General features: G+C 64.0%; 16 protein-coding genes and 3 pseudogenes. 7 read left to right on the top strand and 12 right to left on the bottom strand.

Annotated elements, in window-relative coordinates:
* Window positions 1–36: 36 nt before the first annotated feature.
* The 8 genes from ACFWAY_RS45500 to ACFWAY_RS45465 form a co-directional block, all read right to left on the bottom strand.
* The gene (locus tag ACFWAY_RS45500) at window positions 37–552 is read right to left on the bottom strand and encodes a DUF5134 domain-containing protein (RefSeq protein ID WP_378457551.1); all 516 of its coding nucleotides are present in this window, start codon (window positions 550–552) and stop codon (window positions 37–39) included.
* Window positions 553–1,138: 586 nt separating this feature from the next.
* The gene (locus tag ACFWAY_RS45495) at window positions 1,139–1,576 is read right to left on the bottom strand and encodes a carboxymuconolactone decarboxylase family protein (RefSeq protein ID WP_378457552.1); all 438 of its coding nucleotides are present in this window, start codon (window positions 1,574–1,576) and stop codon (window positions 1,139–1,141) included.
* 146 nt (window positions 1,577–1,722) lie between these two features.
* The gene (locus ACFWAY_RS45490) at window positions 1,723–2,631 is read right to left on the bottom strand and encodes an alpha/beta hydrolase (RefSeq protein ID WP_378457553.1); all 909 of its coding nucleotides are present in this window, start codon (window positions 2,629–2,631) and stop codon (window positions 1,723–1,725) included.
* 52 nt (window positions 2,632–2,683) lie between these two features.
* The gene (locus ACFWAY_RS45485) at window positions 2,684–3,094 is read right to left on the bottom strand and encodes a cupin domain-containing protein (protein WP_378515200.1); all 411 of its coding nucleotides are present in this window, start codon (window positions 3,092–3,094) and stop codon (window positions 2,684–2,686) included.
* 101 nt (window positions 3,095–3,195) lie between these two features.
* On the bottom strand, window positions 3,196–4,041 hold the full coding sequence (locus tag ACFWAY_RS45480; protein WP_378457555.1) for a MoaF C-terminal domain-containing protein: 846 nt from the start codon (window positions 4,039–4,041) through the stop codon (window positions 3,196–3,198).
* 62 nt (window positions 4,042–4,103) lie between these two features.
* Window positions 4,104–5,399 (bottom strand): cytochrome P450, encoded by a 1,296-nt coding sequence (locus ACFWAY_RS45475; RefSeq protein WP_378515198.1) that lies wholly within the window; start codon window positions 5,397–5,399, stop codon window positions 4,104–4,106.
* A 28-nt stretch (window positions 5,400–5,427) separates the two neighbouring features.
* Window positions 5,428–6,360, bottom strand: coding sequence for a PDR/VanB family oxidoreductase (locus tag ACFWAY_RS45470; protein WP_378515196.1), 933 nt, complete (start codon window positions 6,358–6,360; stop codon window positions 5,428–5,430).
* A 471-nt stretch (window positions 6,361–6,831) separates the two neighbouring features.
* Window positions 6,832–9,276, bottom strand: coding sequence for an ATP-binding protein (locus tag ACFWAY_RS45465; protein ID WP_378515195.1), 2,445 nt, complete (start codon window positions 9,274–9,276; stop codon window positions 6,832–6,834).
* 312 nt (window positions 9,277–9,588) lie between these two features.
* Here ACFWAY_RS45465 and ACFWAY_RS45460 point away from each other — a divergent pair, with 312 nt between their 5' ends.
* The 5 genes and pseudogenes from ACFWAY_RS45460 to ACFWAY_RS45440 all read left to right on the top strand — a co-directional run.
* On the top strand, window positions 9,589–10,500 hold the full coding sequence (locus tag ACFWAY_RS45460) for an AraC family transcriptional regulator (RefSeq protein WP_378457567.1): 912 nt from the start codon (window positions 9,589–9,591) through the stop codon (window positions 10,498–10,500).
* Between the two features lie 619 nt (window positions 10,501–11,119).
* Entirely contained in the window at window positions 11,120–12,112 is a 993-nt protein-coding gene (locus ACFWAY_RS45455) for an NADP-dependent oxidoreductase (RefSeq protein ID WP_378457558.1), read from the top strand.
* A gap of 612 nt (window positions 12,113–12,724) precedes the next feature.
* Window positions 12,725–14,017: a hypothetical protein gene (locus tag ACFWAY_RS45450; RefSeq protein WP_378515194.1), complete on the top strand. Its 1,293-nt coding sequence runs from the start codon at window positions 12,725–12,727 to the stop codon at window positions 14,015–14,017.
* Between the two features lie 245 nt (window positions 14,018–14,262).
* On the top strand, window positions 14,263–14,571 hold the full coding sequence (locus ACFWAY_RS45445; RefSeq protein ID WP_378515207.1) for a hypothetical protein: 309 nt from the start codon (window positions 14,263–14,265) through the stop codon (window positions 14,569–14,571).
* Window positions 14,572–14,822: 251 nt separating this feature from the next.
* Window positions 14,823–14,912 (top strand): annotated as a pseudogene (locus tag ACFWAY_RS45440) (transcription initiation protein); the annotation flags it as partial.
* Between the two features lie 138 nt (window positions 14,913–15,050).
* Here the strand turns inward: ACFWAY_RS45440 and ACFWAY_RS45435 are convergent.
* Genes ACFWAY_RS45435 through ACFWAY_RS45425 form a run of 3 tightly spaced genes read right to left on the bottom strand, consistent with a single transcriptional unit; the run spans window position 15,051 to window position 18,018 of the window.
* Window positions 15,051–16,595, bottom strand: coding sequence for a YdiU family protein (locus ACFWAY_RS45435; protein ID WP_378515193.1), 1,545 nt, complete (start codon window positions 16,593–16,595; stop codon window positions 15,051–15,053).
* A 60-nt stretch (window positions 16,596–16,655) separates the two neighbouring features.
* On the bottom strand, window positions 16,656–17,858 hold the full coding sequence (locus ACFWAY_RS45430; RefSeq protein WP_378515192.1) for an NAD(P)/FAD-dependent oxidoreductase: 1,203 nt from the start codon (window positions 17,856–17,858) through the stop codon (window positions 16,656–16,658).
* 10 nt (window positions 17,859–17,868) lie between these two features.
* Window positions 17,869–18,018 (bottom strand): hypothetical protein, encoded by a 150-nt coding sequence (locus tag ACFWAY_RS45425; RefSeq protein WP_378457563.1) that lies wholly within the window; start codon window positions 18,016–18,018, stop codon window positions 17,869–17,871.
* A gap of 84 nt (window positions 18,019–18,102) precedes the next feature.
* On the opposite strand from ACFWAY_RS45425, the gene ACFWAY_RS45420 reads away from it, so the two are divergent.
* Window positions 18,103–18,741, top strand: coding sequence for a TetR/AcrR family transcriptional regulator (locus tag ACFWAY_RS45420; protein WP_378515191.1), 639 nt, complete (start codon window positions 18,103–18,105; stop codon window positions 18,739–18,741).
* A pseudogene (locus tag ACFWAY_RS45415) lies at window positions 18,738–19,771 on the top strand (LLM class flavin-dependent oxidoreductase). The gene ACFWAY_RS45420 and the pseudogene ACFWAY_RS45415 overlap by 4 nt, the downstream one beginning before the upstream one ends.
* A gap of 38 nt (window positions 19,772–19,809) precedes the next feature.
* Here the strand turns inward: ACFWAY_RS45415 and ACFWAY_RS45410 are convergent.
* A pseudogene (locus ACFWAY_RS45410) lies at window positions 19,810–20,004 on the bottom strand (LysR family transcriptional regulator); the annotation flags it as partial.

The raw sequence follows: 20,004 nt of genomic DNA, 5'->3' as shown, positions 1-20,004 counted from the left end.
CGATTCCTCGACGGTCTTCTCGGATCCGTGCGGGCTTCAGACGGCCATGGGGGCCATGCCCAGGATCATCAGTGCGGATCCCGCCGCCGCGGTCCTGACGCCGGATCGGCGTTCGCGGCGCGGGGTGGAGCGAAAGAGGTGCAGTGTCAACAGCGCCCAGCACACGAGCACGAGGAGTGGAAGCCAACCTGTCGAGATTCCAGCGCCACCGTGGTGGTGGCCCGGCGGCACCGGCGCCGCCGGGGCGGGGGCGGACGTCGGGGCCAGGAGCAACAGCACCCCCATGGCGGTGAGGTCCACCGCGCAGGGAACGGCGGTCCGGCGGTGCATCGTCTCACCGGTGACGAACACGGCGAGGGCGATGAGGACGGCACCCTCCAGCAGGTGAATCCCCGCCGGCACGCCGGGGATCATCATCGCGACCATGGACACCGCCATTGCGCCGTGCGCGATCCGCACCCGGCAATCCGTGCCGTGTGCCCGCCACATCGGCACGACCGCGCCGACTGCTCCGACGAGCATCGCCGCGTACGCGACAGGGGTCTCGAACATCGTCACACTCGGATCGGGGGAGTGAGTTCGCCGCGTTCCCCGACATCCGCTCGGTAAGAGCGGTGGCGGCTACTGCGAAGACTCTGTCGCTGCCGAAAGTGATCACCACATCGAACCTCGTCAGCGTGTAGACCGATCCTATGGTGATCACAGCGGCATAGGTCACGGCCGGCATGGTGCGACGGGGGCTCCGGGAGTGCTTGCCGCAGATCGCGCCATCCTCGTAGGCCATGCACGATAAGATCGCGAATATTATTGCGACAGAGAATGAGACGCCAACGACGGGTGGGGGATTGGCCCCCGTGGGGTTGATACCGGAGCCACCCGCTCGTCACCAGGATCCCGAGGCGGACACCGAAAGGTACATCCAGCGGATCCGGCCTACTCCTGGCCCGACCCATCCAACTCTTCCTCACCATCTGCGACCCAACCTTTCACCGACCCCACGGCTCCACCTCGGACAAGTACTCACTCAGCGCCCCGCAGAGACGCACGCTCGGCGATGCCCTGGCGGCACCACAAACATCACGGTTCCCTGACACGATCCGTTCTCGGCCCTCCGCGAAAGCGCCGAGGGCCGAGAACTTTACGGTGCCACCGGGTAGTGGCTGGTGATCGCGACCCGGTTCCAGGCGTTCATCACGGTCGCGAGCCAGCTGATCGCGGACACCTGTTCGTCGGTGAGGGAGCCGTCATCCCAGGTTCGCTGTTCCGGGACGGCGAGAGAGGTGACCTGTTCGGCGAGAGCGAGCGCAGCGCGCTCCTGGTCGCTGAAGTACTGCGACTCCCACCACGCTGCGACGACCGCGAGTCGATCCGTCGTCTCGCCCTTGGCCAGAGAGTCGCGGGTGTGCAGTCGAAGGCAGAAGGCGCAGCCGTTCAGCTGGGAAACGCGGATCTTCACCAGCTCCACCAGGAGCGGGTCCACTCCCGCACTGTCCAGGGCCGCCTTCACTTCCGCATCCAGCTTCATCAGGCTCTGGTAAACGGGCGGGTGCTGCTTGCCGATATTCACGCTGGTCATAGTGTTCCTTTCGAGTAGGTTGTCGAGTAGGTGTGTTGGCCGGCCGGGCAGTCCGAGCTCGAGAAGGGTGATCGTGGACGTCCACGATGCGACCAACCATGCTCGTGCACGCAGCCTCGGCGTAAGACCAACGTCGACGAAATGTTTCAGCCGATTGCACGGTCGACGTGAGCTGCTATCACCTCGTACATCCGCCGTGTTATCTCGGTCTCGTCGGTCATGATGTCGTAACCGTGGTCGACACCGCGTACCTCGACGTATTCGGCCAGCGAGCCGACCGCCTCGAGCTTGTCCGCGTAGCGCCTGGCTTCATTGCGCAGTCGGTCGAACTCCGCGGTGATGACCAAAGCCGGTGCGATACCCGTGATGCCGTTGGCGTTGTCTCCCCATGCCGGCGATACGAACCGATGGCTACGCTGCGCGCGGTCGGGAGTGTAGGCGGTGTCGAACACCTCACACAACCACGGCTGCAGGACGGCTTTCGAGCCCAGCGGTGATGGCTTGCGGGAGGGGGGCGTCACAATGTCGAGCGGCGGGTAATGCAGAATCTGCAACGAGATGGCGGGGCCGCCGTTTTCCAGCGCCATCCGCGACACGGCTGCCGACAAATTGCCTCCTGCGCTCTGGCCACCCACGCACAACCGCGTGCCGTCCCAGTCACGCTCCGGTGCTGATGCCCACTGAACTACGTCGTAGAACTGTTCGGCGGGCGTAGGAAACCGTTTGTCCGGAGCCAACGCATAATCCGTATTGAGTACATAAACATTGGCATGGGCGGCAAGGAAGCGGCACCAGGCGTCGTCCTGTTCTCGGTGCCCCACGACGAAGCCGCCGCCGTGAGCATTCACATACACCCCAGGTTTGCCTGTCGGTGACTGTGGGGGATAAATGGTCGCGGCGACCGGACCGTGGCGCGTTTCGATGCTGATATCGGTTGTGCGGATGGTGATTTCAGGGAACCGCGGTTCGCTGGCAGGGTGGATCGCAGCGTTGATCTTGGCGGCGAACCTGCGGGCAACGATGTCGGCCACCGGCCGTCGCGACAGTATTGACATGAATCCTCATTCCGTTTCGATTCGATCGCACGACGTCTTGTCGGGGCGACGGCTAGCCCTGGTGCTGGCGTGCGCTGGGGTGACGTAGATGATCGCGAGCGATGATCTCTTCTGGTTCGAGCATGGCGATCATGTCCACGCCGGGAGCGCAGATGCACACCGCGACAAACCGGCTCCAAGCCTCCGGATCCGGATTTGACACCTGGTAGTGCACGACGTCACCTCCAGGTTCCCAGAAAGCTTCACCCGCAACGATTTCTCTGGGCTCCTCACCTTCCAGCTCAAAGAAGATCCTGCCCTCCAGCACATAACCGAACACCGGCCCGGAGTGGCGATGCGGCGCGAGTCCGGGGTCGGCCGGTGGGAGTTCGACGAGTTGTGTCATCGCATGCGAACCCTCGGGAATAGCGGGCGGAGTAGCACAGAGGAGATCGGTGACCTCGACGTTTCCTTTAGCCAACATGGTGTGTCCTTTCAGAAGATAGCGGTAGCACGACCGCGAGGTGCGGCACGTCCGCGTCGGGTTGTCGGTATTTCAGTGTGTGGTTATGGTGTGATGCCCCATCAGCGCGCGAGCGCTCCGCGGGGGGAGGTATCGGCTTTCTGCACCGTGTGACTGAGTAGCTCGCCTACTGCACCGAACGTGAAGTGCGTTGGCAATTCACCGGTCTCGTCCAGCCCGAAGAGGGCCCCGTAAGATCGCAGGGACGTGATGTCGCGGTGATCGGCAATTGTGACCGATGCGCAGGGGATCACCTTCTCCCGCGAGGCAAAAACGTAAATTCCAGGGCGTAATTCATAGGTCGTGCACTCGTCGGTGTCCGCAAGGCCGGCCGCGGGCCCGGCCAAGCAGTGCCACGTGTACGAATGCGGTCCAAGGTAGACGTGCTCGTAGCTGTGTTCGTCGCTGTAGGTCCACAGCGCTCGTCGTCCCAGGAGTGCGGTCGTGGGTGCCGGCTCTGGTCCGCGCGTCTCCAGTCCCTCGATGCGGCCCTGCAGGAAGTTGTGTTGCACCCGGGTCCGACCTTCGGTTGGATCTCCGATCGTGCTCACGATGGCTAGGCTGCGTCCGGATTCGAAGTCGAGGACGAGGCTGACTGCTACATTCGGCACGTCATCTCGATGATGGAATTGTGTGTACACCAATCCTTCTGCGACATCGAAGGCCTCGTAGTCGTCCCTTCCGGAGAGCGCCGGGTGCGGGTCGCCGGTTCCGGGCTCGTAGCTCCATTCGACGGTGGTTGTGTCGAAACGATGCGACACCCGGCTACCCTGCGAGTTCGTAAAGGCGATCTCGCGGCCGGCCACACTGCTCGACCTGACGGCTTTGTTGCCGTCGAATCCTGGCGCAAGTCCGTCCAGTGACGGCCAGGTCCTGGTATCAGAGAAGTCGATGGAGTTGGTGGTCATGCGTGCTTTCTCCGTTCGTAGCGTTCGGTAGACCGGGGGAGCGCTGGGCGCCCGGGCGCCGTTCAGGTGAGGATTGGGTTCTTTTCGACATCCCAACTGACATGCAGCGACTCAGGGCCTCGGAACGAGGTGTTCGGAACGTAGTGGAACTCCTGTTGGTCAAGAGTCATGTGAGGCAGTCGTCGCGTCAATTCTTCCAGATAGATGATCATCTCGAGCCGGGCGAGATGGTTACCTAGGCACATGTGCGTGCCCGCGCCGAATGCGATGTGCGCTTTGGCGTCTCGGTCGATGTCGAATCGTTCGGGATCGTCGAACACCGAGCCGTCTTGGTTCGCCGACGCGATCACCATGAGGATCTTTCCGCCTGCGGGAATCGTGACGTTGCCGACCTGCACGTCTTGCTTCGCGACTCGGCGCCAGGCGGCCACCGAGGGATTGAATCGCAGGCACTCCTCGACCGCCGCGGGGATCAGAGATGGCTGAGCACACAGGCGATCCCACTGGTCGCGGTTCCTCAACAGAGTGACGACCGCGTTCGCGGTGGCATTCGTCGTAGTTTCGTGGGCCGCCATCGCGCCGCCCATGACGTTCGTCTGCAGCCACGTGTCGGAGATGACGTCTGGGTGTTCGCGCTGCATCTTGATCGCATGGCCCAGCCACCCTGGTGGATCGTCGAGTTCCTTGAGTTTCCCGATGACGCGCTCACCCATCTCCCAGAACTGGCCCAAGCCGTCGGCGGCACGCACTTGCTCCTCGGGAGTTGGACGCCCCCACACGAACTCGGTCATCGACGTGGCGAGCTTGCGTACGGTGTCGACGTCCTCTTCGGGAATCCCCAAGAACTGCAGGGCAACCAAGCAGGGTATGTCCCAGAGCATCTCGGCGACCAGGTCGGCATGGCCCTGCTCGACGAAGCGATCGATGTAGGCGTTCGTCGTATCCCGGATGTAGGGAGCGAGAGGGTCGATACGGTCGGGCATGAATGCTGGAGCGTTCAGCCGGCGGTACTGCCGATGCATGGGCGGGTCGGAATCCGCGAGGACGGGGCAGGGTGCGAAGTTGTACTTGCCGAGCTGCGCGCCCGCCTCCTCGGAGGGGGGTGTGACCGGCGTCAGTGTGATGGCTGCGGAGAACTGATTGAATTGGCTGAAGACTGATTTCACGTCTTCGTGCCGCGTGACGACCCAGTAGTCCGAGTCGTCGTTGTAGAACACCGGCTGACTCTCGCGGGCCCATGCCAGCGAGGCTCCCGGATTCTCCTGATATTCGCGGTCGAAGAACGAGAATCCTGCGGCGGTATGAGCGACTGGGCACCCGGTTGTCGGTTCGTTACTGCTCACAGCGGCGCTATCCATGGGTATCTTTCCTCTCTTCGGTGGGCTGTCAGAGGTCGAGTTTGATTTTTGGACACGCGGCTCGACTGATGCAGATCATCAATGTGCTGTTTTCTTTCTGCTCTGTGGGACTGAGGACTGAATCACGGTGGTCAGCTAGGCCCGACACGATGTCTGTTTCGCAGGTTCCGCAGGTGCCCTCGGAGCAGGAGAATGGCGCGGGTATGCCGACGGCCCGTGCTGCGTCGAGAATTGATTGATCCGGTCCGACTGAGACGGTGATCCCGCTTCGCACGAATTCGACTTCGAATTTATCGAGGACCGGCGCGTCCGTTTGAGTCTTGGGAGTGAACCGCTCCAGATGAATCTCGCCGACATTGTCGAACTCGGCGGCCATCGCCTCCACAGCACACAGCAGACTCTCCGGGCCACACACAAAGACCGCGGTATCGGGAGTGACACCGGCGAGGATGCGAGCGAGATCGATGCGGCCGTGGATGTCTGCCGGCACCAAGGTCACGCGGTCGCGGTGAGCCTGTTTCAGGTCGTCCGCGAATGCCATGTTGCGTCGGCTGCGGCCCCCATAAATCAAGGACCATTCGGCTCCTGCTCGATGGACTGACGTGATCATCGGGAGGAGCGGGGTGATTCCAATTCCTCCGGCGATGAACAGATACTGGGGCGCTTCGACGAGGTGAAAGTTGTTGCGTGGCCCACGAACGGTGATGCTTTCGCCTTCGCGTAATTCGTGATGGAGGCGTGTGGAGCCGCCTCGGCCGTCGGGTTGGTACAGGACGCTCACTTGCCATGAACGAAGGTCGCTGGGTTCACCGCACAGGGAGTACTGCCGGACCATGTCCGGTCCGAGTACGAGGTCGATGTGTGAACCCGGCGTCCACTCAGGGAGGTCTCTACCGTCGGCGCGGACGAGAGTCAGCTGCGTGATGGTGTCAGTGATCGGCGTCTTGGCCTTGACTTCCATCGCGAGATCCTCGCGTGCCTGATTCTCGGTGTCCGCCCGCCGAGGCTGTTGACCGGAGTGTCCGGCCTCGAACTGCGATGCCATGGGGACTCCTTCGAATTTCGGCCGGATGCCCCGGCGTGGACTTTGCTGCACCAAGCCACGTCGCGACGCGTTGGACTGGTGCGTCGCCGGCTGGGTGCCGTTGTAATCTGCCTCACTGTGCGACTACTCACATGGGGCAGATCACGGTAGGGGGTACGGAAGTTTCGGATCTCCGTACCGGGTGCGGCTAGCGGGGCACCCGGCGAAACGGCTCTGACCTGCGAGGTCTAACGGCGGATACCGTCACGTGCCGGACTGGGGTGGATCACTGGTCGGAGTGACCGGCCCAGCGTGTCCGTACCGCTCGACGACTTTCAACGGATCGACTGGACGGTGGGTTCGAAGGCGTCCAACTCAGCACGTTCGTGCTGCGAGTTCGTAGTCCGGTCAGCGGGACTGTCCGATGTACCACGAGGCGATCTGGCTGCGCGAGACGAACCCCAGGCGCGTCATGATATTCTCGATGTGGCTCTCCACGGTGCGCACGGAGATCACCAGAGCCGCTCCGATCTGTGGGCTGGTCAGCCCTTTCGATATCAAGGCTGCGATCTCCTGTTGCCGACTGGTGAGCGCGGGTGGTTCATCCTCGGGAATCGAATCGGCGACCTGTTCCGCCAATGCATAGGCGATGATTCCCGTCGGGGATCGCTTTGCTCCCGTCTGTAGAGCTGTCGACAGCGCCCGTGGCGCCATAACCTGCTCGAGCTGGCCGCGACAGACGGAGTGATAGCCGGTGAGGTTCGGCCCGAACGCCGCCAATTCCGTACCCGTGCGTCGCCAAAGGCTTCGAGACGCCCCGATCAACTGTGCCGCTCGCTCGAACTGACCGGTTGACCCCGCTATCCACGCGAGAAGCTCGGTCATCAAGGCGGTGCCCAGGGACGGGTCAAAGACGCGGTGATCGCGAAGCGCGTCGGCCGCGGTCGCATGCGCTGCGGTGAAGTCGCCTTGCAGCCAGTGGTCGAGGCCTTGGCTCCACTTCAGGTAAGAGCGCGCCCATCGTTCATCTCGTTGTCGGCACACGGACAGCGCCGACGTGCTGACGGCCAACGCGTCCGCGCTGCGGCCGCCGAGGGAAAGCACGACGGCGTATTCGAAGGACGCCATCAGCCATTCGGCGGTCTCTCCGACGTCGGCCAGCTCTCGCAGCGCGACCTCGAATTGACTCTCGGCCTCGGCAAGGTCGCCGCGAAGCTGTGCGGCGAGCCCCCGCAGACCGAGGCAGTGGGCCGCCGCGTCAGCGAGGGCAAGCCGCGTCGCCAGTGCTTCACACTCATCGAGGCGCCGTGCTGCCACCTCATGGTCGCCCTGGAGAAGGCACACCCTGGCCGCGACCCACAGCGCTTTTGCCCGGGCGGGCGTGGGCGCTCGGTCACCGTCGGGTGCGTCGAGCGCTTCGTCCACCCATCTGCGACCCTCGGCTATGTATCCATCGGCGTACCAGCGGTATCGCAGTCCGGCGATCAACTCGAGCTGATAACTGTCGCCTGGGGCGGCGGTTTCCAACGCGGCTCGGAGATTCTCCCGCTCGACGCGCATCCACTTGGCTGCGGCGGCTTGGTCGGGCCCACACCAGGAGCGTTCCAGGTCTTTGACCACGTCGAGAAAGTACTGTCGGTGGCGGCTGCGGAACCTCTCCGAGTCCCCCGTCAGTGCGAGTATCTCTGCGCCGTACTCCCGGATGGTTTCCAGCATCCGGAAGCGCATCGAGGATTCTTGGCCCTCGACGCCCAGGATGGACTGATTCACAAGGGAACCCACGAGATCAAGCGTGGTTGTCGTAGGGTGGCCGCTGTCCTCGCCGTATCCGTCGCAGCACACGCCTTCCGCCGACGTCAGGTCGAAACTGCCAGCGAAGACGGATAGGCGTGCCCACAGATGGCGTTCCGGTTCCGTGCAGAGTGCAAAACTCCAATCCACGAGCGATCGGAGAGTCTGTTGGCGCGGTGCGGCCGACCGACTTCCAACTGTGAGCAGCCCGAATCGGTCCGTCAGACGTTCCAGGATCTGGTCAATGGAAAGAATGCGCATTCGGGCGACAGCGAGTTCGATTGCCAGCGGAATTCCCTCCAGCTGAATGCACAAACGCGCCGCTGCGGCAGCATTGTGCTCGTTGAGGACGAAACTGGGGGAGGCAGCCTCTGCACGTTCTTGGAGTAGTCGGATCGACTCGAACTGCGACAAGGATTCAATAGTGACTGGCGCCGCGTCATCGGGAACGGTGAGTGGAGGTACTGGATATAGGAATTCTTCTGTCACCATCAACGACGTGCGGGTAGTGACAAGAATTCGAGTCGAGGGTGCATGTCGCAGTATTTCGCTGACCAGAGCGACGGACCCGCGGAGTACGTGTTCGCAATTGTCGAGAATGAGCAGGATCTCGCGATCACGAAGATATTCGATTAGCTTCGCAGTGGCGTCACGATTCGACTGGTCTACAATTCCTAGCGCATGGATGACTGCAGCCGGCACATCGCCTCCGTCCGAGACGGGCGCCAAATCGACAAAGTACACGCCGTTATCGAAAAGGTGATTCATCTCGTCGGCGACTTGCAACGCCAATCGGGTCTTGCCAACTCCCCCCGGCCCGATCAAGCTCACCAGCCGTCCGCCCGCCAGACGGTCGCGGATCTCCTTACGCTGCTGACGCCGACCGATGAAGCTGGTTGCGGTAGAGGGAACGTTGCCGCTGCGAGTTCTCGCCTTTGACACGACACCTCCACGTTGCGACAGTCGTAGTGAAAATATGGTAACCCGGGCGGTGCGCCGTCTAAATGCCGAAGCCCGGGTTCGAGGACGGCGCCACCGGAACCCGGCCAGGCGGGTCTGCATCGTGCGCGGCCGCCACACGCGACGACGACCGCGCATCCGGACGAGTTGAGCCTGAGTCCACCGGCCGGGTCGAGGTCCTGCCCGGCCTGGCCGACCGACCGTTCACCGTCATCGACTCGCTACTGCGTCCGGTCTACGGCCACGCCACACAACGCACCTCATATGTCCTCCGCTCCCTTCTGATTCTCCAATGCGTGTGATAAAAGATAGGTACGGACACGTCGTGTGGCGATCCGTTCACCGCGAGGCGGATCCACATTGCGCGAGAGTTTTTCCGGTACAGAGTCAAGCGGCGAGCATCCGGGGAGTGACCTGAGACATCCCGATTGGGATGCGGTGTCCCACGCAGTATCCGACGCCTACTTTCCGCATAGGCTCGTGCCGCTGGTAGCCTCCAGCCCCGCTGTCTCTCCCGGGGTATCGGCTCTGCATCTCGGCCCGCTGCGCATTGTCCGAATCAATTGGGGTGCTGATGTTGCCGTTCACAGCGAGCATCCCGGCGCTATCGGGATCAACATCCCGCTTCACGGCGAGCTCGAGACCCGGATCAGAGGGCGACTCGTCGTGTCCACCCAGGGCTTTGCCACGGTCAACCCCGCCGATACACCAGCGGATATCACGCGTTGGCCCCGCGCTTGCACGATTCTCGGCGTCAAAATCGATCGGGACTTCGTCCAACGCGAGCTGTGGCGTGTGACAGGCCGAGCTGACGCAGTGATCCCCGATCAGATCGATTTGCGGAGGCCCGCTGCTGGCAGCTGGTTTCGACTCCTGACCAGCATTGCCGACCAACCCGTCGATGACGTGCTATTGACCAATCCGCATATGGCACAGGGGCTGGCGTCATCGCTCACAGACGGCTTCCTGCTCGCTGCCATCCCGAACGAGACCGAGGGTCGCTACGCTGTACGGCCACGGATCGTCACTCGCGTAATCGATGCTATTCACGCTGAGCCTGACCGTCTGTGGACCGCAGCGGAAATGGCCGACGTAGCCGGGGTCAGCGTACGACGCCTACAGGAGGGCTTTCGCATTCACCTCGGCAAGTCTCCCCGCGAATGCCTGACTGAGATCCGCCTTGCCGGCGTTCGAGCCGAACTCGCCTCAGGCTCGGCCCGTTCAGTGACCGACGTTGCGCTGAAATGGGGGTTCACTCATTTCGGCCGGTTCGCCGCCACGTTCCGGCAGCGCTACGGTGTGCCACCGTCTTCGTTATTGCACTGATTCGGCATCGCGGCTTCGTCTCCGAACCCACTGCGCCGAGCAACTACTCGGTCGAGCCCGGGCGCTCACGGCTCGCATCGGTACCGGGTGAATCCCGGATTCACATCGTCGACGCTATGCGGCACTGTGTGATGAACGCTGACCCCGACACACTGATTCCCGGTTCGCCGCGCAAGAGCCGGCGTGGCGGAATCTTGCTGTCGAGGGCCTGCCGCCGTCGAGGCATTGGTCCGGCTACTCCCGTGAGTGGCCCACGAATTCCGTGTGCAAGTGGCCCAAGCGGCGTCTCACCACCGTACTAGCCTCAGAGGGTGCTGGTTGCTGGAACCGTCAAGGGTCTTCGATCTGTTGTGTGTCGCGCGCCGTCGATTCCCCTTGGGTGCGTGCGATGACACTCGCGCCACATCGCCAATCGGGTCCGGTCTCCAGCTATGTAGCGCCGAGCCGCTTCATCGCGGTCTGCAGCTGCGCACCCGGTATCGACATGATCACCTTGCTCGAACCAGAAGCGATCGTGGCTCGCGATCATCTGCGCCACCCTGGCGCGCGCCAGCACAAGCGCTAAACCGTCGCTGCGACTAGACGTCGCGCGATCGAATCGAAACGAAATGAGGTTTCCATGCAAGCGGTCATCACTCGTGACCATAAATCTGGTGTCAGTGGACTGTCGGTGGCGGAAGTTCCGTACCCTCATGCGGCAGAGAACGACGTCATCGTGCGCGTACACGCCGCGAGCTTCACGCCTGGTGAACTCGACTGGCCCGGCACCTGGTCCGACCGTGCGGGACGCGACCGGGCACCAGCCATTCCCGGACACGAAGTCTCCGGAGTTGTCGCTGAATTAGGTTATGGCACGACCGGGTTGACCGTAGGTCAGCGCGTCTTCGGGGTCACCGACTGGGCCCGCAACGGTACGCTAGCCGAGTACGTCGCGGTCGAGGCCCGCAACCTGGCGCCACTGTCAGGCGGCATCGATCACGCAGTGGCCGCCGCCGTGCCGATCTCCGGGCTCACAGCTTGGCAGGCGCTGTTCGACCACGGGCGACTCGCCGCGGGGCAGACCGTACTAATCCATGGTGCCGCCGGCGCGGTCGGTTCGATGGCGGTGCAACTGGCGCTCGAGGCAGGCGCCCGGGTCATCGGCACCGGTCGTGCTCAACACGGTGACACGGTTCTCGGCCTCGGCGCCCACGCTTTCGTGGATCTGGATCGACACCGGCTCGAAGACCTCGACGAAGTCGACGTGGTGCTCGATGTCATCGGCGGCGAAACACTCGATCGTTCAGCGAAACTGGTGCGTCCCGGTGGTGTTCTCGTCACCATCGCGGAGCCCCCTCGGGTGGTGCCCGAGCACGGACCGGCGGTGTTCTTCGTCGTCGAACCCGATCGTGAGTGCCTGGTCCGCATTGAACGCCGGATCCGTGATGGCCGCCTGCGGCCGCCCGCGGTCAGCGTGATGCCTCTCGCTGAAGCCCCCGCTGCCTTCGATCGGAAACACCGTGCGGGCAAGCCGGTCATCCTGGTAGCAGCAGATGATCTGGGACGCGTCGGAACAAGGGCAGGTGGGACGTTGACGGCCTCCGGTCATCGTTTCGCTCATCTGCCGGCCTGATTGGGATCGCCGTAAGAGAAACGGGTTTCCGGCCGCTAATCTGAATGTGCGGATTAGTAGGTCGCGTGCCGGTGGGAGCGCACCACTCCTACCGGCACGTCGTTCGCTGGTGCCACCGCTGCTCGGCAATGGGTGCCGGCCGAGATTCGCGGTCAGCGACAGTCGGCGTGCACGATCCTCGGGTTCGTGGAACTCCGGGAGTTCAATCGTGGCAACGTCTTGCCGGAGATCGTCCCGTCATACGGATGCCTTTTCGATGTTGACGATCATGTCACGTGGGGTGCGGACAATGGTGGATGGGTGGAGCGCCGTGCCGATCGCTCGATCGCTCCGACGACTTGCCCGCGCCGCACCCCACTCCACGCATAACCGCAGCTGGGTGGCTTCAGTGCGGATGGGTGGGTAGATGTCTCACATCGCGACGTCCGCGGCTGACGCAGAGAACGGCCCGGTCCACCGTCGATCGGTGCAGTGGGCAAAACCGCCGTGCCCCGCATCGGGCTTCTGTCGTGGTCGCCGGCACACGCATTTCAGTACTGGTATTCACCCACACCGATTTCAACCATTAGCCGCTGGGTCGCTGAGCAGCCCAGGAAGGCGTTAGGGGCAACCATGTCAGAGTCAAACACACAGCCCGCTGTGCAATCAGTTCTGAAGCAGAAGACGCCGGCGGACCCGTCGCCGCATCCAAAACGGGGAATCCCGCAGCACTCCGAATTGGCCTTTCCTGGTGTACTACTCGGTGCAGCCTTCGTGGTCGGCATATTCGGAGTGCTTGCGATCATGCTGACAGCTGCCGCTTCCTTCATGAAGAGAGAAGTCGGACAAACCTACAGCGAACTGCTCGCGTCGGCCGGCGAGAACGACGTACTTGCGCGCATTCTGTGGGCACTCGGTGACATGACGGAACCACAGTCCTATGCATCAGGGATCGCGTCGATCGGATTGCTCTGTGGCGCAACAATTGCCTGGTTGGCGTGGAGGGCCCGCAAGCGGTTGGCGGGGATGCCGACCTTATATGGCACCGGGCTATGGCCCTGGGTGCTCGGGTCGTCGGCGCTGAGCTTGCTACTGTCCAATCTCCTATTCGGATGGATGTTGGCTCAGGGATGGCAGCCCACATTCGTTCCTTTCGTATCTGTTCCTGCGTTACTCGTTCTTGTCTACGGCCGAGGGTGGGCAGTGCTCGTCACTGGCGCCGTCTCGGGCGCCGTCACCACCACACCGGTAGCGATTCTGCTGATTCGATTCGTCACCAGTCCACTGGAGCTGCCGAGTGTCGTGGCAATCACCGCCGCGATGTCACTGAGTGCGGCGGTGACGTTCACCGTCAGCCGCTATCTGCCGTGGATGCGACTCCCGGATACCCTCACGCCTGATGCGGGTCATCAGCAGCCTCTACCGGTGACGGTCGTGGGTCCACCCAGCGTTCTAAAAGATGCACTCTGGACTGTGCGCCGCGTTCTTGCCGACTTCACCGAGGCGCAGTTCTGTGCGAACGAATGGGCCAGCTTGGGCGTAATCATCGGCGTATGTACGGCTTTCATTCTGAACCCGCGGCTTCCGGCATTTGGGACCGAGCTACTGCCTCGCATTCTGTTTTCACAAGCTCTCGCGTCAGCACTCGGCGTTTTGATGTGGCGCCGACTTTACCGCGCCGGAGGATGGGCCCCGACCTTCATCCCGGTGGTGTCGGTGGCACCGGCTACTGTCATTGCCTTCAACGGGAGTGCGCTGGCCATGGTCTTGGGCGCGGCAGGGGGTGCCCTATTGGGCCCCATCATTGCCAGGCCGGTCATGATCCGTCTACCGAAGGACTTCCATCCCTTTATCGGGGTCACGGTCTCGATCGCCGCCACCAGCGCGATCATCGTAACTGCACTGCGATTGCTGCCCGGTAGCTAACCCGAACCAGGGGCGGCGGCAGCGTTCGGACCCCGGCGTGACAGGCACGGGAAGCTGATCTGTCGCTTCCGAATGCAGGAGGACAACATGCTTACAAGGATGGATGGCGACGACTTCGGTGAAGTGGTGGCGTCGATCTTGTGTGCAGTCAGCGCGACAGCGACTCGCACTGCTCGTATTCCTCTCTGTGGCGAGGTCGCTACTTCCGAGGCTTCCTCAGTGCCGACTCGATGAGTGAACTCCCCATGAACTCCCGCCAGTACCGCCAGTGGCGCCAGTGGCGTCATAGGCGTCGCGCCGCGTGGATCGAAGCCAACCGCAAACGCAACCATCCTGACCCCGAGGCGGAGCACCTTATCGAATTCGCCATGATGTGGGCACCATTCGGTGGTGCTAGCGAGGAGGAGATCCTGGTGCGCTTCGGGATGACAGCGCGCCGTTTCATCGATCGATTGTGGCAGGTCATTCCCGAAGCGAACTGTGCCCAAGACGACATTCGACTTTTAGCGAGCGTGTACCCGCACTACCGCCGCACGGGCGGGCCAGGCAGCTAGCGGTCCGACTGGTCCCACGCGTGCGATGAGATTTCTGGCTGACCTCGGTGAGGGATCGTGTCAGCCCGCAGAATATTGCGCTGTGCAGGGGCTCCCGACAACATGACCGTCACACCACCTACCCCACGCGCATTCGGGCGTGTTGATCAAGTGCTTGATGCCGGCGGTGTCGGGGCCGCGGTGAGTGCGGTGGTGGAGTCGGCCTATTCCGCCGGTTGGGGTGGGCGGGCGAGTCTTGTGCGCGCCGGCCCGAGGCGGCACTGGAATGGGCTGCAAAGATCGCGGTTGCCTGTCGGTGCGCGCAGGAGGTGCGCGCGTTCCAGTACGATCCCGCCAGCTGACGGGGTTCGACGTCTCGGGCAATCGCATTCGCTCCGGCCAGATTGAAATAGCGTTCGACGGCGTTACGTTCTGGCGACGAATCGTCGGCGAGAAGTTTCCCTCGACACGAACGTCGCCGTGCATCTCCGTCCTGGAAGTTAAGTGCCGCAGAAGGTTTGGAAGCTCTTACTGAATATGGGCGGGGCGGGTGTGGTGTAGTCGGACCACTCGTCGCGGCGGTCGAACGGATGCGTGACGACCTCCAGTAGCTTCTCGAACGGAGCGAGCTCCCCGTCGGTCGCGGCGCGCAAAGCAGAATCGAGCTGATGATTGCGCGGGATGTACAGCGGGTTGACGCAGTCCATCACGTCCGCGGTCTCCGCTGCCCCGCGCCCGTGTTTCGTCAGGGTGCCGCGCCAGCGTTCCAACCATGGCCCGATGTGCTCGCGCGGCACGAGGCCGTCGAGAGGCGTCGAATGTCCGCGTAGTTCGTCCGCGAGAGCACGGAAGGTGCCCGTCCAGTCGGCACCGTGTTCCTCCAGCAGCGTCAGCAGGTCGTCGACCAGCGCTCGATCGACGAATTCGCCGGCCACACCGAGCTTTGCCGCCATACCGGCCGCGTAGTGGCCGTCGTAACGCTCGTCGAAGGTCTCGAGAACTGCCGACACCGCGGTAACCGCGTCATCCGGCGCGGAATCTATCAGGGTCAGCAGCGTTTCCGCGAGGCGTGCCAGATTCCACTTCAGGACAGCGGGCTGGTTGCCGAACGCATACCGGCCGCCGTGGTCGATCGAACTGAACACTGCGGCCGGGTCGAACGCGTCGAGGAAGGCGCACGGACCGTAGTCGATGGTCTGGCCCGAAATGGTCGTGTTGTCGGTGTTCATCACCCCGTGCACGAAACCGGTGAGCATCCACCTCGCCACCAGTGACGCCTGCGCCTCCACCACCGCCTCGAAGAACGCCAGGTAGCGGTTACCGTCACGCCCCGGCGGCAGTTCGGTCAGCTCCGGGTAGTGGCGGGCGATCGCGTAGTCGGCGAGCGGCCGCAACACCTCACCCTGCCGCACCGCGTATTCGAAGGTGCCCACCCGCAGGTGACTGGCCGCGACCCGGGCGAGCACGGCACCGGGCTCGGCGCCGGATCGATGAACGTGCTGGCCCGTCGCGACCACCGACAGTGCGCGCGTGGTGGGGGTGCCGAGGGCGTACATGGCCTCGCTGACCAGGTATTCGCGCAGCATCGGGCCGATTACCGCGAACCCGTCGCCGCCCCGGGAGAACGGCGTGCGCCCCGAGCCCTTGAGGTGCAGATCCACCCGCTGCCCATCACTGCTGGTCAGCTCGCCGAGCAGCAACGCCCGGCCATCCCCGAGGAGCGGTGCGTATCCGCCGAACTGATGGCCCGCATACGCCATCGCCACCGGCTTGGCCCCGGTCGGCGCCGTCGATCCGGACAGCACGCCGACCCCGTCCTCGCTTCGCAGCGTCTTGACATCCAACCGCAGCGACGCCGCAAGGTGCTCGTTGAGCACGAGCAACGTGGGGTCCGGCGCATCGGCGCCCTGCCACGGCACCCTCAGGGCGCCCAGCTCGTCGGCGAAGGTGCTCTCGAGGCCGGCCACCGCTGTGTTCGTGCCCACCGTGGAATCCGGAGTTGCAGTCATCCTGCGAGGGTAACCACCGCGCGGAACGCCGCGCACCCGATGGCACCGGTGCCACCGCGAGTACGGCCTGGTGCGCACGCGCAAGGGAATGTGCGTTCAAGCGTTGGCATGTGCGACGACTGACGCGATGTTCGGCGGAGAGTAGACCTCTCGGATGGGCACCGACCCGCCGAGGACGCCGAAGATCCGCTCGACTACTTCCGGTTGGGCCGCGGCCGCTCTGTAGAACTCCGTGAGTCCGTTCGAGAGCGGCGCGAGGCGGGCCGTGCTGAGCGCTAGTTCGAAGCCGTTGGCGGTGAGCTGGTCGCGCTGACGTTGGTAGTCGCCGAGTGCGTCGTCAACGGGACGGCCGGCGCGCGTGCTGTGGATGGCCTCCGCGAGGAGGTCGGCGCTGAGGAACGCATCGGCAATGCCCATTCCCGTGGAGGGGTCCTTGTGGTGGCCGGCGTCGCCGAGGAGCGCCCAGCCCGGTCCGACCGATGTTCGGTACTGGTTGGGTAAGTCGGCAGTACCGACGAAACGTTGTTCGCGGTGGCCGGAGGCGACCGTGTCACGCAGTCCTGGCACCAGATCGAGGGCGGCGTGAAAGCTTCGGTCGAGGTCTGTGCGGACGCGCGCAAATTCCCTGCGGGGCCAACCGACGTAGATGCAGGTGAGCCCGTCGTTGGTGGGCCAGACCAGGATCAGCTGGCCCGTTCTGGCGTGGAACGACGCGCGCACATCGCCGAGGCCACTCCAATAGGAGTAGTACACGCACGTCAGCGGCGGATGGTGGTTGTAGACGCGAGCAGCGACTCGCCGCGCGACGGTCGAGTGCAGACCATCCGCCCCGACGACCAGCGGTGCCCGCAACGACACCGAGCCGCCGAGACCTCGGCGACGGCCGCGCACGCCCGATACGCGACCATCCGCCCACACCACGTCGTCGACGACGACGCCGTCGATCAGTTCGGCGCCCGCCTCGACGGCCGCGTCGACCAGCACCGTGTCGAGAACGGTCCGCCGCGGGCAGTATGCGGCGGTCTGCCCTTCGACGCCCGGCCCGATACCCGACATCTGCACCGGGCCGACGTCGAAGGTGATCTGCTCGATCGGTGCGCAGCCGCGGGCGTGCAACCGATCGAGCAATCCCCAGTCCCGCAGTCGTAACGCGGCACGTTGCCACAGGAAGTGGGTGGACATGGTGTCGCTGGGAAACGACGCGCGATCGACCACCGCGACACGGTGCCCGCCGCGTGCCAGAAGCATCGCCAACGACGCGCCTGCGCACCGGGCGCCCACCACGATCACGTCGAACATCGCGCCTCACTCAATCCGAAATCCCGTTTCTCGCGCATCGCAAGCCGACCGGCTGCCCCGCAGCGAGTGCCTTCACATCGGCGGTGTGCAGCGCAGTGCCGCCGATGCCCCAATGTCCGCTGCCGATTTCCTCGACGACCTTGACGTCGATGAACGGCATCACCGACTCCTTTCTTCGGGCCAGCCCGAATGCCGGCTCAAATCAAAAATAGCACGATCGTTCGTGCTGTACTAGGATCAGTTCATGGCACAGAAGCGGAACACGACCCCAGGGGCCAAGACGCGGGAGACCGTGCTGCACGCGGCCGCCGACATCGCATCGGTCGAAGGTCTGGACGGACTCACCATCGGGCATCTCGCGAGCCTGACCGGGATGAGCAAGAGCGGGCTGTTCGCCCACTTCGGCTCGAAGCAAGACCTTCAGCTGGCCACCATCGAGGTCGCGCGCCAGCGTTACGTGCGCGAGGTGGTCACACCGGCGCTCGGATCTGGTCCGGGCATGCAACGCCTAGCCGCCCTCTGCGAGTCGTTCCTGTCGTATGTCGAACGGGGAGTCTTTCCGGGGGGATGCTTCTTCGCTGCCGCGATGGCCGAGTTCGACGGCAAGACGCCCGGCCCGGTCCGTGACGCCGTCACCGAGTGTCAGCGCCGGTGGATGGGGACCCTCGCGCAGGCGGCACGCGACGCACAGCAATCCGGTGAGTTGTGCACCGACACCGATCCGGACCAGCTCGCATTCGAGCTGGAAGGCACACTGCTGGCGGCCAACTCATATTTCCATCTCTTCGCCGACACGCGCTATCTCGACCGCGCCCGCCTCGCGGTGCGTACGCGCCTGTCGAGTGGAGCATCGACACCAGAACGGACGGCAACCCGCTCATGAGCACCCACACAGCCGGCAACCTCGCCTCCGGCGTCAGCGCTACCCGGCGCGGCCTCGGTATCTGCGTGACCCCACTCGAAACGCGCCGTGAGGTGATCCTGCATGTCGCCCGCCGCGCCGAAGAACTCGGCTATGACGGGTTCTTCCTCGCCGAAGGGTGGAGCCAGGATGCCGCCGTCCTGCTCACCGAAATCGCCACCAAGACCGAACGAATCACCATCGGTACCGGCGTGCTCAGCGTCTGGGGCCGCACCGCCGGCACCCTCGCGATGCTCGCCACCAGCCTCGACCAGGTCTCACACGGCCGTTTCGTCCTCGGCTTGGGTGCAAGCAGTCCACAGCTCGTCGAAGGACTGCACGACCAATCGTTCACCGCACCGGTGGCCAAGCTGCGCGCGGTCACCGCACAGGTCCGTCGACTGCTCGAGGGGACCGGGTCCGCCCGACGGCGACCCACGACCACCGGCCCCTGCGGCTGGGTGTCGCCGCGCGCACCGGCCTGCCGATCTACCTCGCCGGACTCGGCAACAAATCCATCCAACTCGCCGGCGAACTGGCCGACGGCTGGACGCCCTTCTTGGTCCCTCGGTCGTGGTTGCCCTGCGGAATCGACCTGCTCCAGCAGGCGGGCGCCCGATCCGGCCGCACCACACGCTCCTTGGTGTGCCCGGCCGTCCCCACCGCCGTCGCGGCCGATCACGCCACCGCCCGCGAGATCGCGTCGTGGTGGGTCGCGTTCTACCTCACCAGCATGGGCTCGCTCTACCGCCGCTCGCTGAGCGAACGGGGATACCGCGACCAGGTCGAGGCTGTGCTCGCCGGCAACCCGACCCACGACACCACCGACGTGCCGGCCGAAGCCCTTGTTCTGCTCGACGAGCTCACCGTCTGGGGCACACCCGACACTGCTCACGACCAACTCCAGCACTGGTACACCGCACGCGCCGAGATGCCGATCCTCACACTCCCACCCCACCGCACCATCGCCGAACTCGACTACATGCTCGAAACCATGCGCCCACACCCCTGACGTTCCGTTCTGCGAGGGCGAACGCGCGCGTCTTTGGCTTACGGGTACGGTGATCGTGCGGCGAGCCCTTGTGCGGCCGCCGCGGCGCGCACGGCGTCGATCACCAGTTGCAGCGGTGGTCGGTGTGCTGCTGTGCCCCGATGGGCGATGGAGATCGTCCGCATGAGCGGTTCGGTCAGCGCGACGACGTCCATTCCCGGTGGGCGCAGGGTCAGTCCGAGATCGGAGACCAG

This window comes from Rhodococcus sp. NPDC059968 (assembly GCF_042738615.1).
In the GTDB taxonomy this organism is placed as follows: domain Bacteria; phylum Actinomycetota; class Actinomycetes; order Mycobacteriales; family Mycobacteriaceae; genus Rhodococcus_F.
Note: the sequence above shows the minus strand (reverse complement) of the source record. Positions and strands in the feature narration are given on the sequence as shown.

What these genes read in the sequence shown, in the direction of transcription:
- ACFWAY_RS45490 (WP_378457553.1), bottom strand. Translation starts at nt 2,631, where the DNA reads ATGTCAATACTGTCGCGACGGCCGGTGGCCGACATCGTTGCCCGCAGG.
- ACFWAY_RS45480 (WP_378457555.1), bottom strand. Translation starts at nt 4,041, where the DNA reads ATGACCACCAACTCCATCGACTTCTCTGATACCAGGACCTGGCCGTCA.
- ACFWAY_RS45470 (WP_378515196.1), bottom strand. Translation starts at nt 6,360, where the DNA reads ATGGAAGTCAAGGCCAAGACGCCGATCACTGACACCATCACGCAGCTG.
- ACFWAY_RS45475 (WP_378515198.1), bottom strand. Translation starts at nt 5,399, where the DNA reads ATGGATAGCGCCGCTGTGAGCAGTAACGAACCGACAACCGGGTGCCCA.
- ACFWAY_RS45445 (WP_378515207.1), top strand. Translation starts at nt 14,263, where the DNA reads ATGAACTCCCGCCAGTACCGCCAGTGGCGCCAGTGGCGTCATAGGCGT.
- ACFWAY_RS45430 (WP_378515192.1), bottom strand. Translation starts at nt 17,858, where the DNA reads ATGTTCGACGTGATCGTGGTGGGCGCCCGGTGCGCAGGCGCGTCGTTG.
- ACFWAY_RS45425 (WP_378457563.1), bottom strand. Translation starts at nt 18,018, where the DNA reads ATGCCGTTCATCGACGTCAAGGTCGTCGAGGAAATCGGCAGCGGACAT.
- ACFWAY_RS45420 (WP_378515191.1), top strand. Translation starts at nt 18,103, where the DNA reads ATGGCACAGAAGCGGAACACGACCCCAGGGGCCAAGACGCGGGAGACC.
- ACFWAY_RS45455 (WP_378457558.1), top strand. Translation starts at nt 11,120, where the DNA reads ATGCAAGCGGTCATCACTCGTGACCATAAATCTGGTGTCAGTGGACTG.
- ACFWAY_RS45485 (WP_378515200.1), bottom strand. Translation starts at nt 3,094, where the DNA reads ATGTTGGCTAAAGGAAACGTCGAGGTCACCGATCTCCTCTGTGCTACT.
- ACFWAY_RS45465 (WP_378515195.1), bottom strand. Translation starts at nt 9,276, where the DNA reads ATGCAGACCCGCCTGGCCGGGTTCCGGTGGCGCCGTCCTCGAACCCGG.
- ACFWAY_RS45500 (WP_378457551.1), bottom strand. Translation starts at nt 552, where the DNA reads ATGTTCGAGACCCCTGTCGCGTACGCGGCGATGCTCGTCGGAGCAGTC.
- ACFWAY_RS45495 (WP_378457552.1), bottom strand. Translation starts at nt 1,576, where the DNA reads ATGACCAGCGTGAATATCGGCAAGCAGCACCCGCCCGTTTACCAGAGC.
- ACFWAY_RS45450 (WP_378515194.1), top strand. Translation starts at nt 12,725, where the DNA reads ATGTCAGAGTCAAACACACAGCCCGCTGTGCAATCAGTTCTGAAGCAG.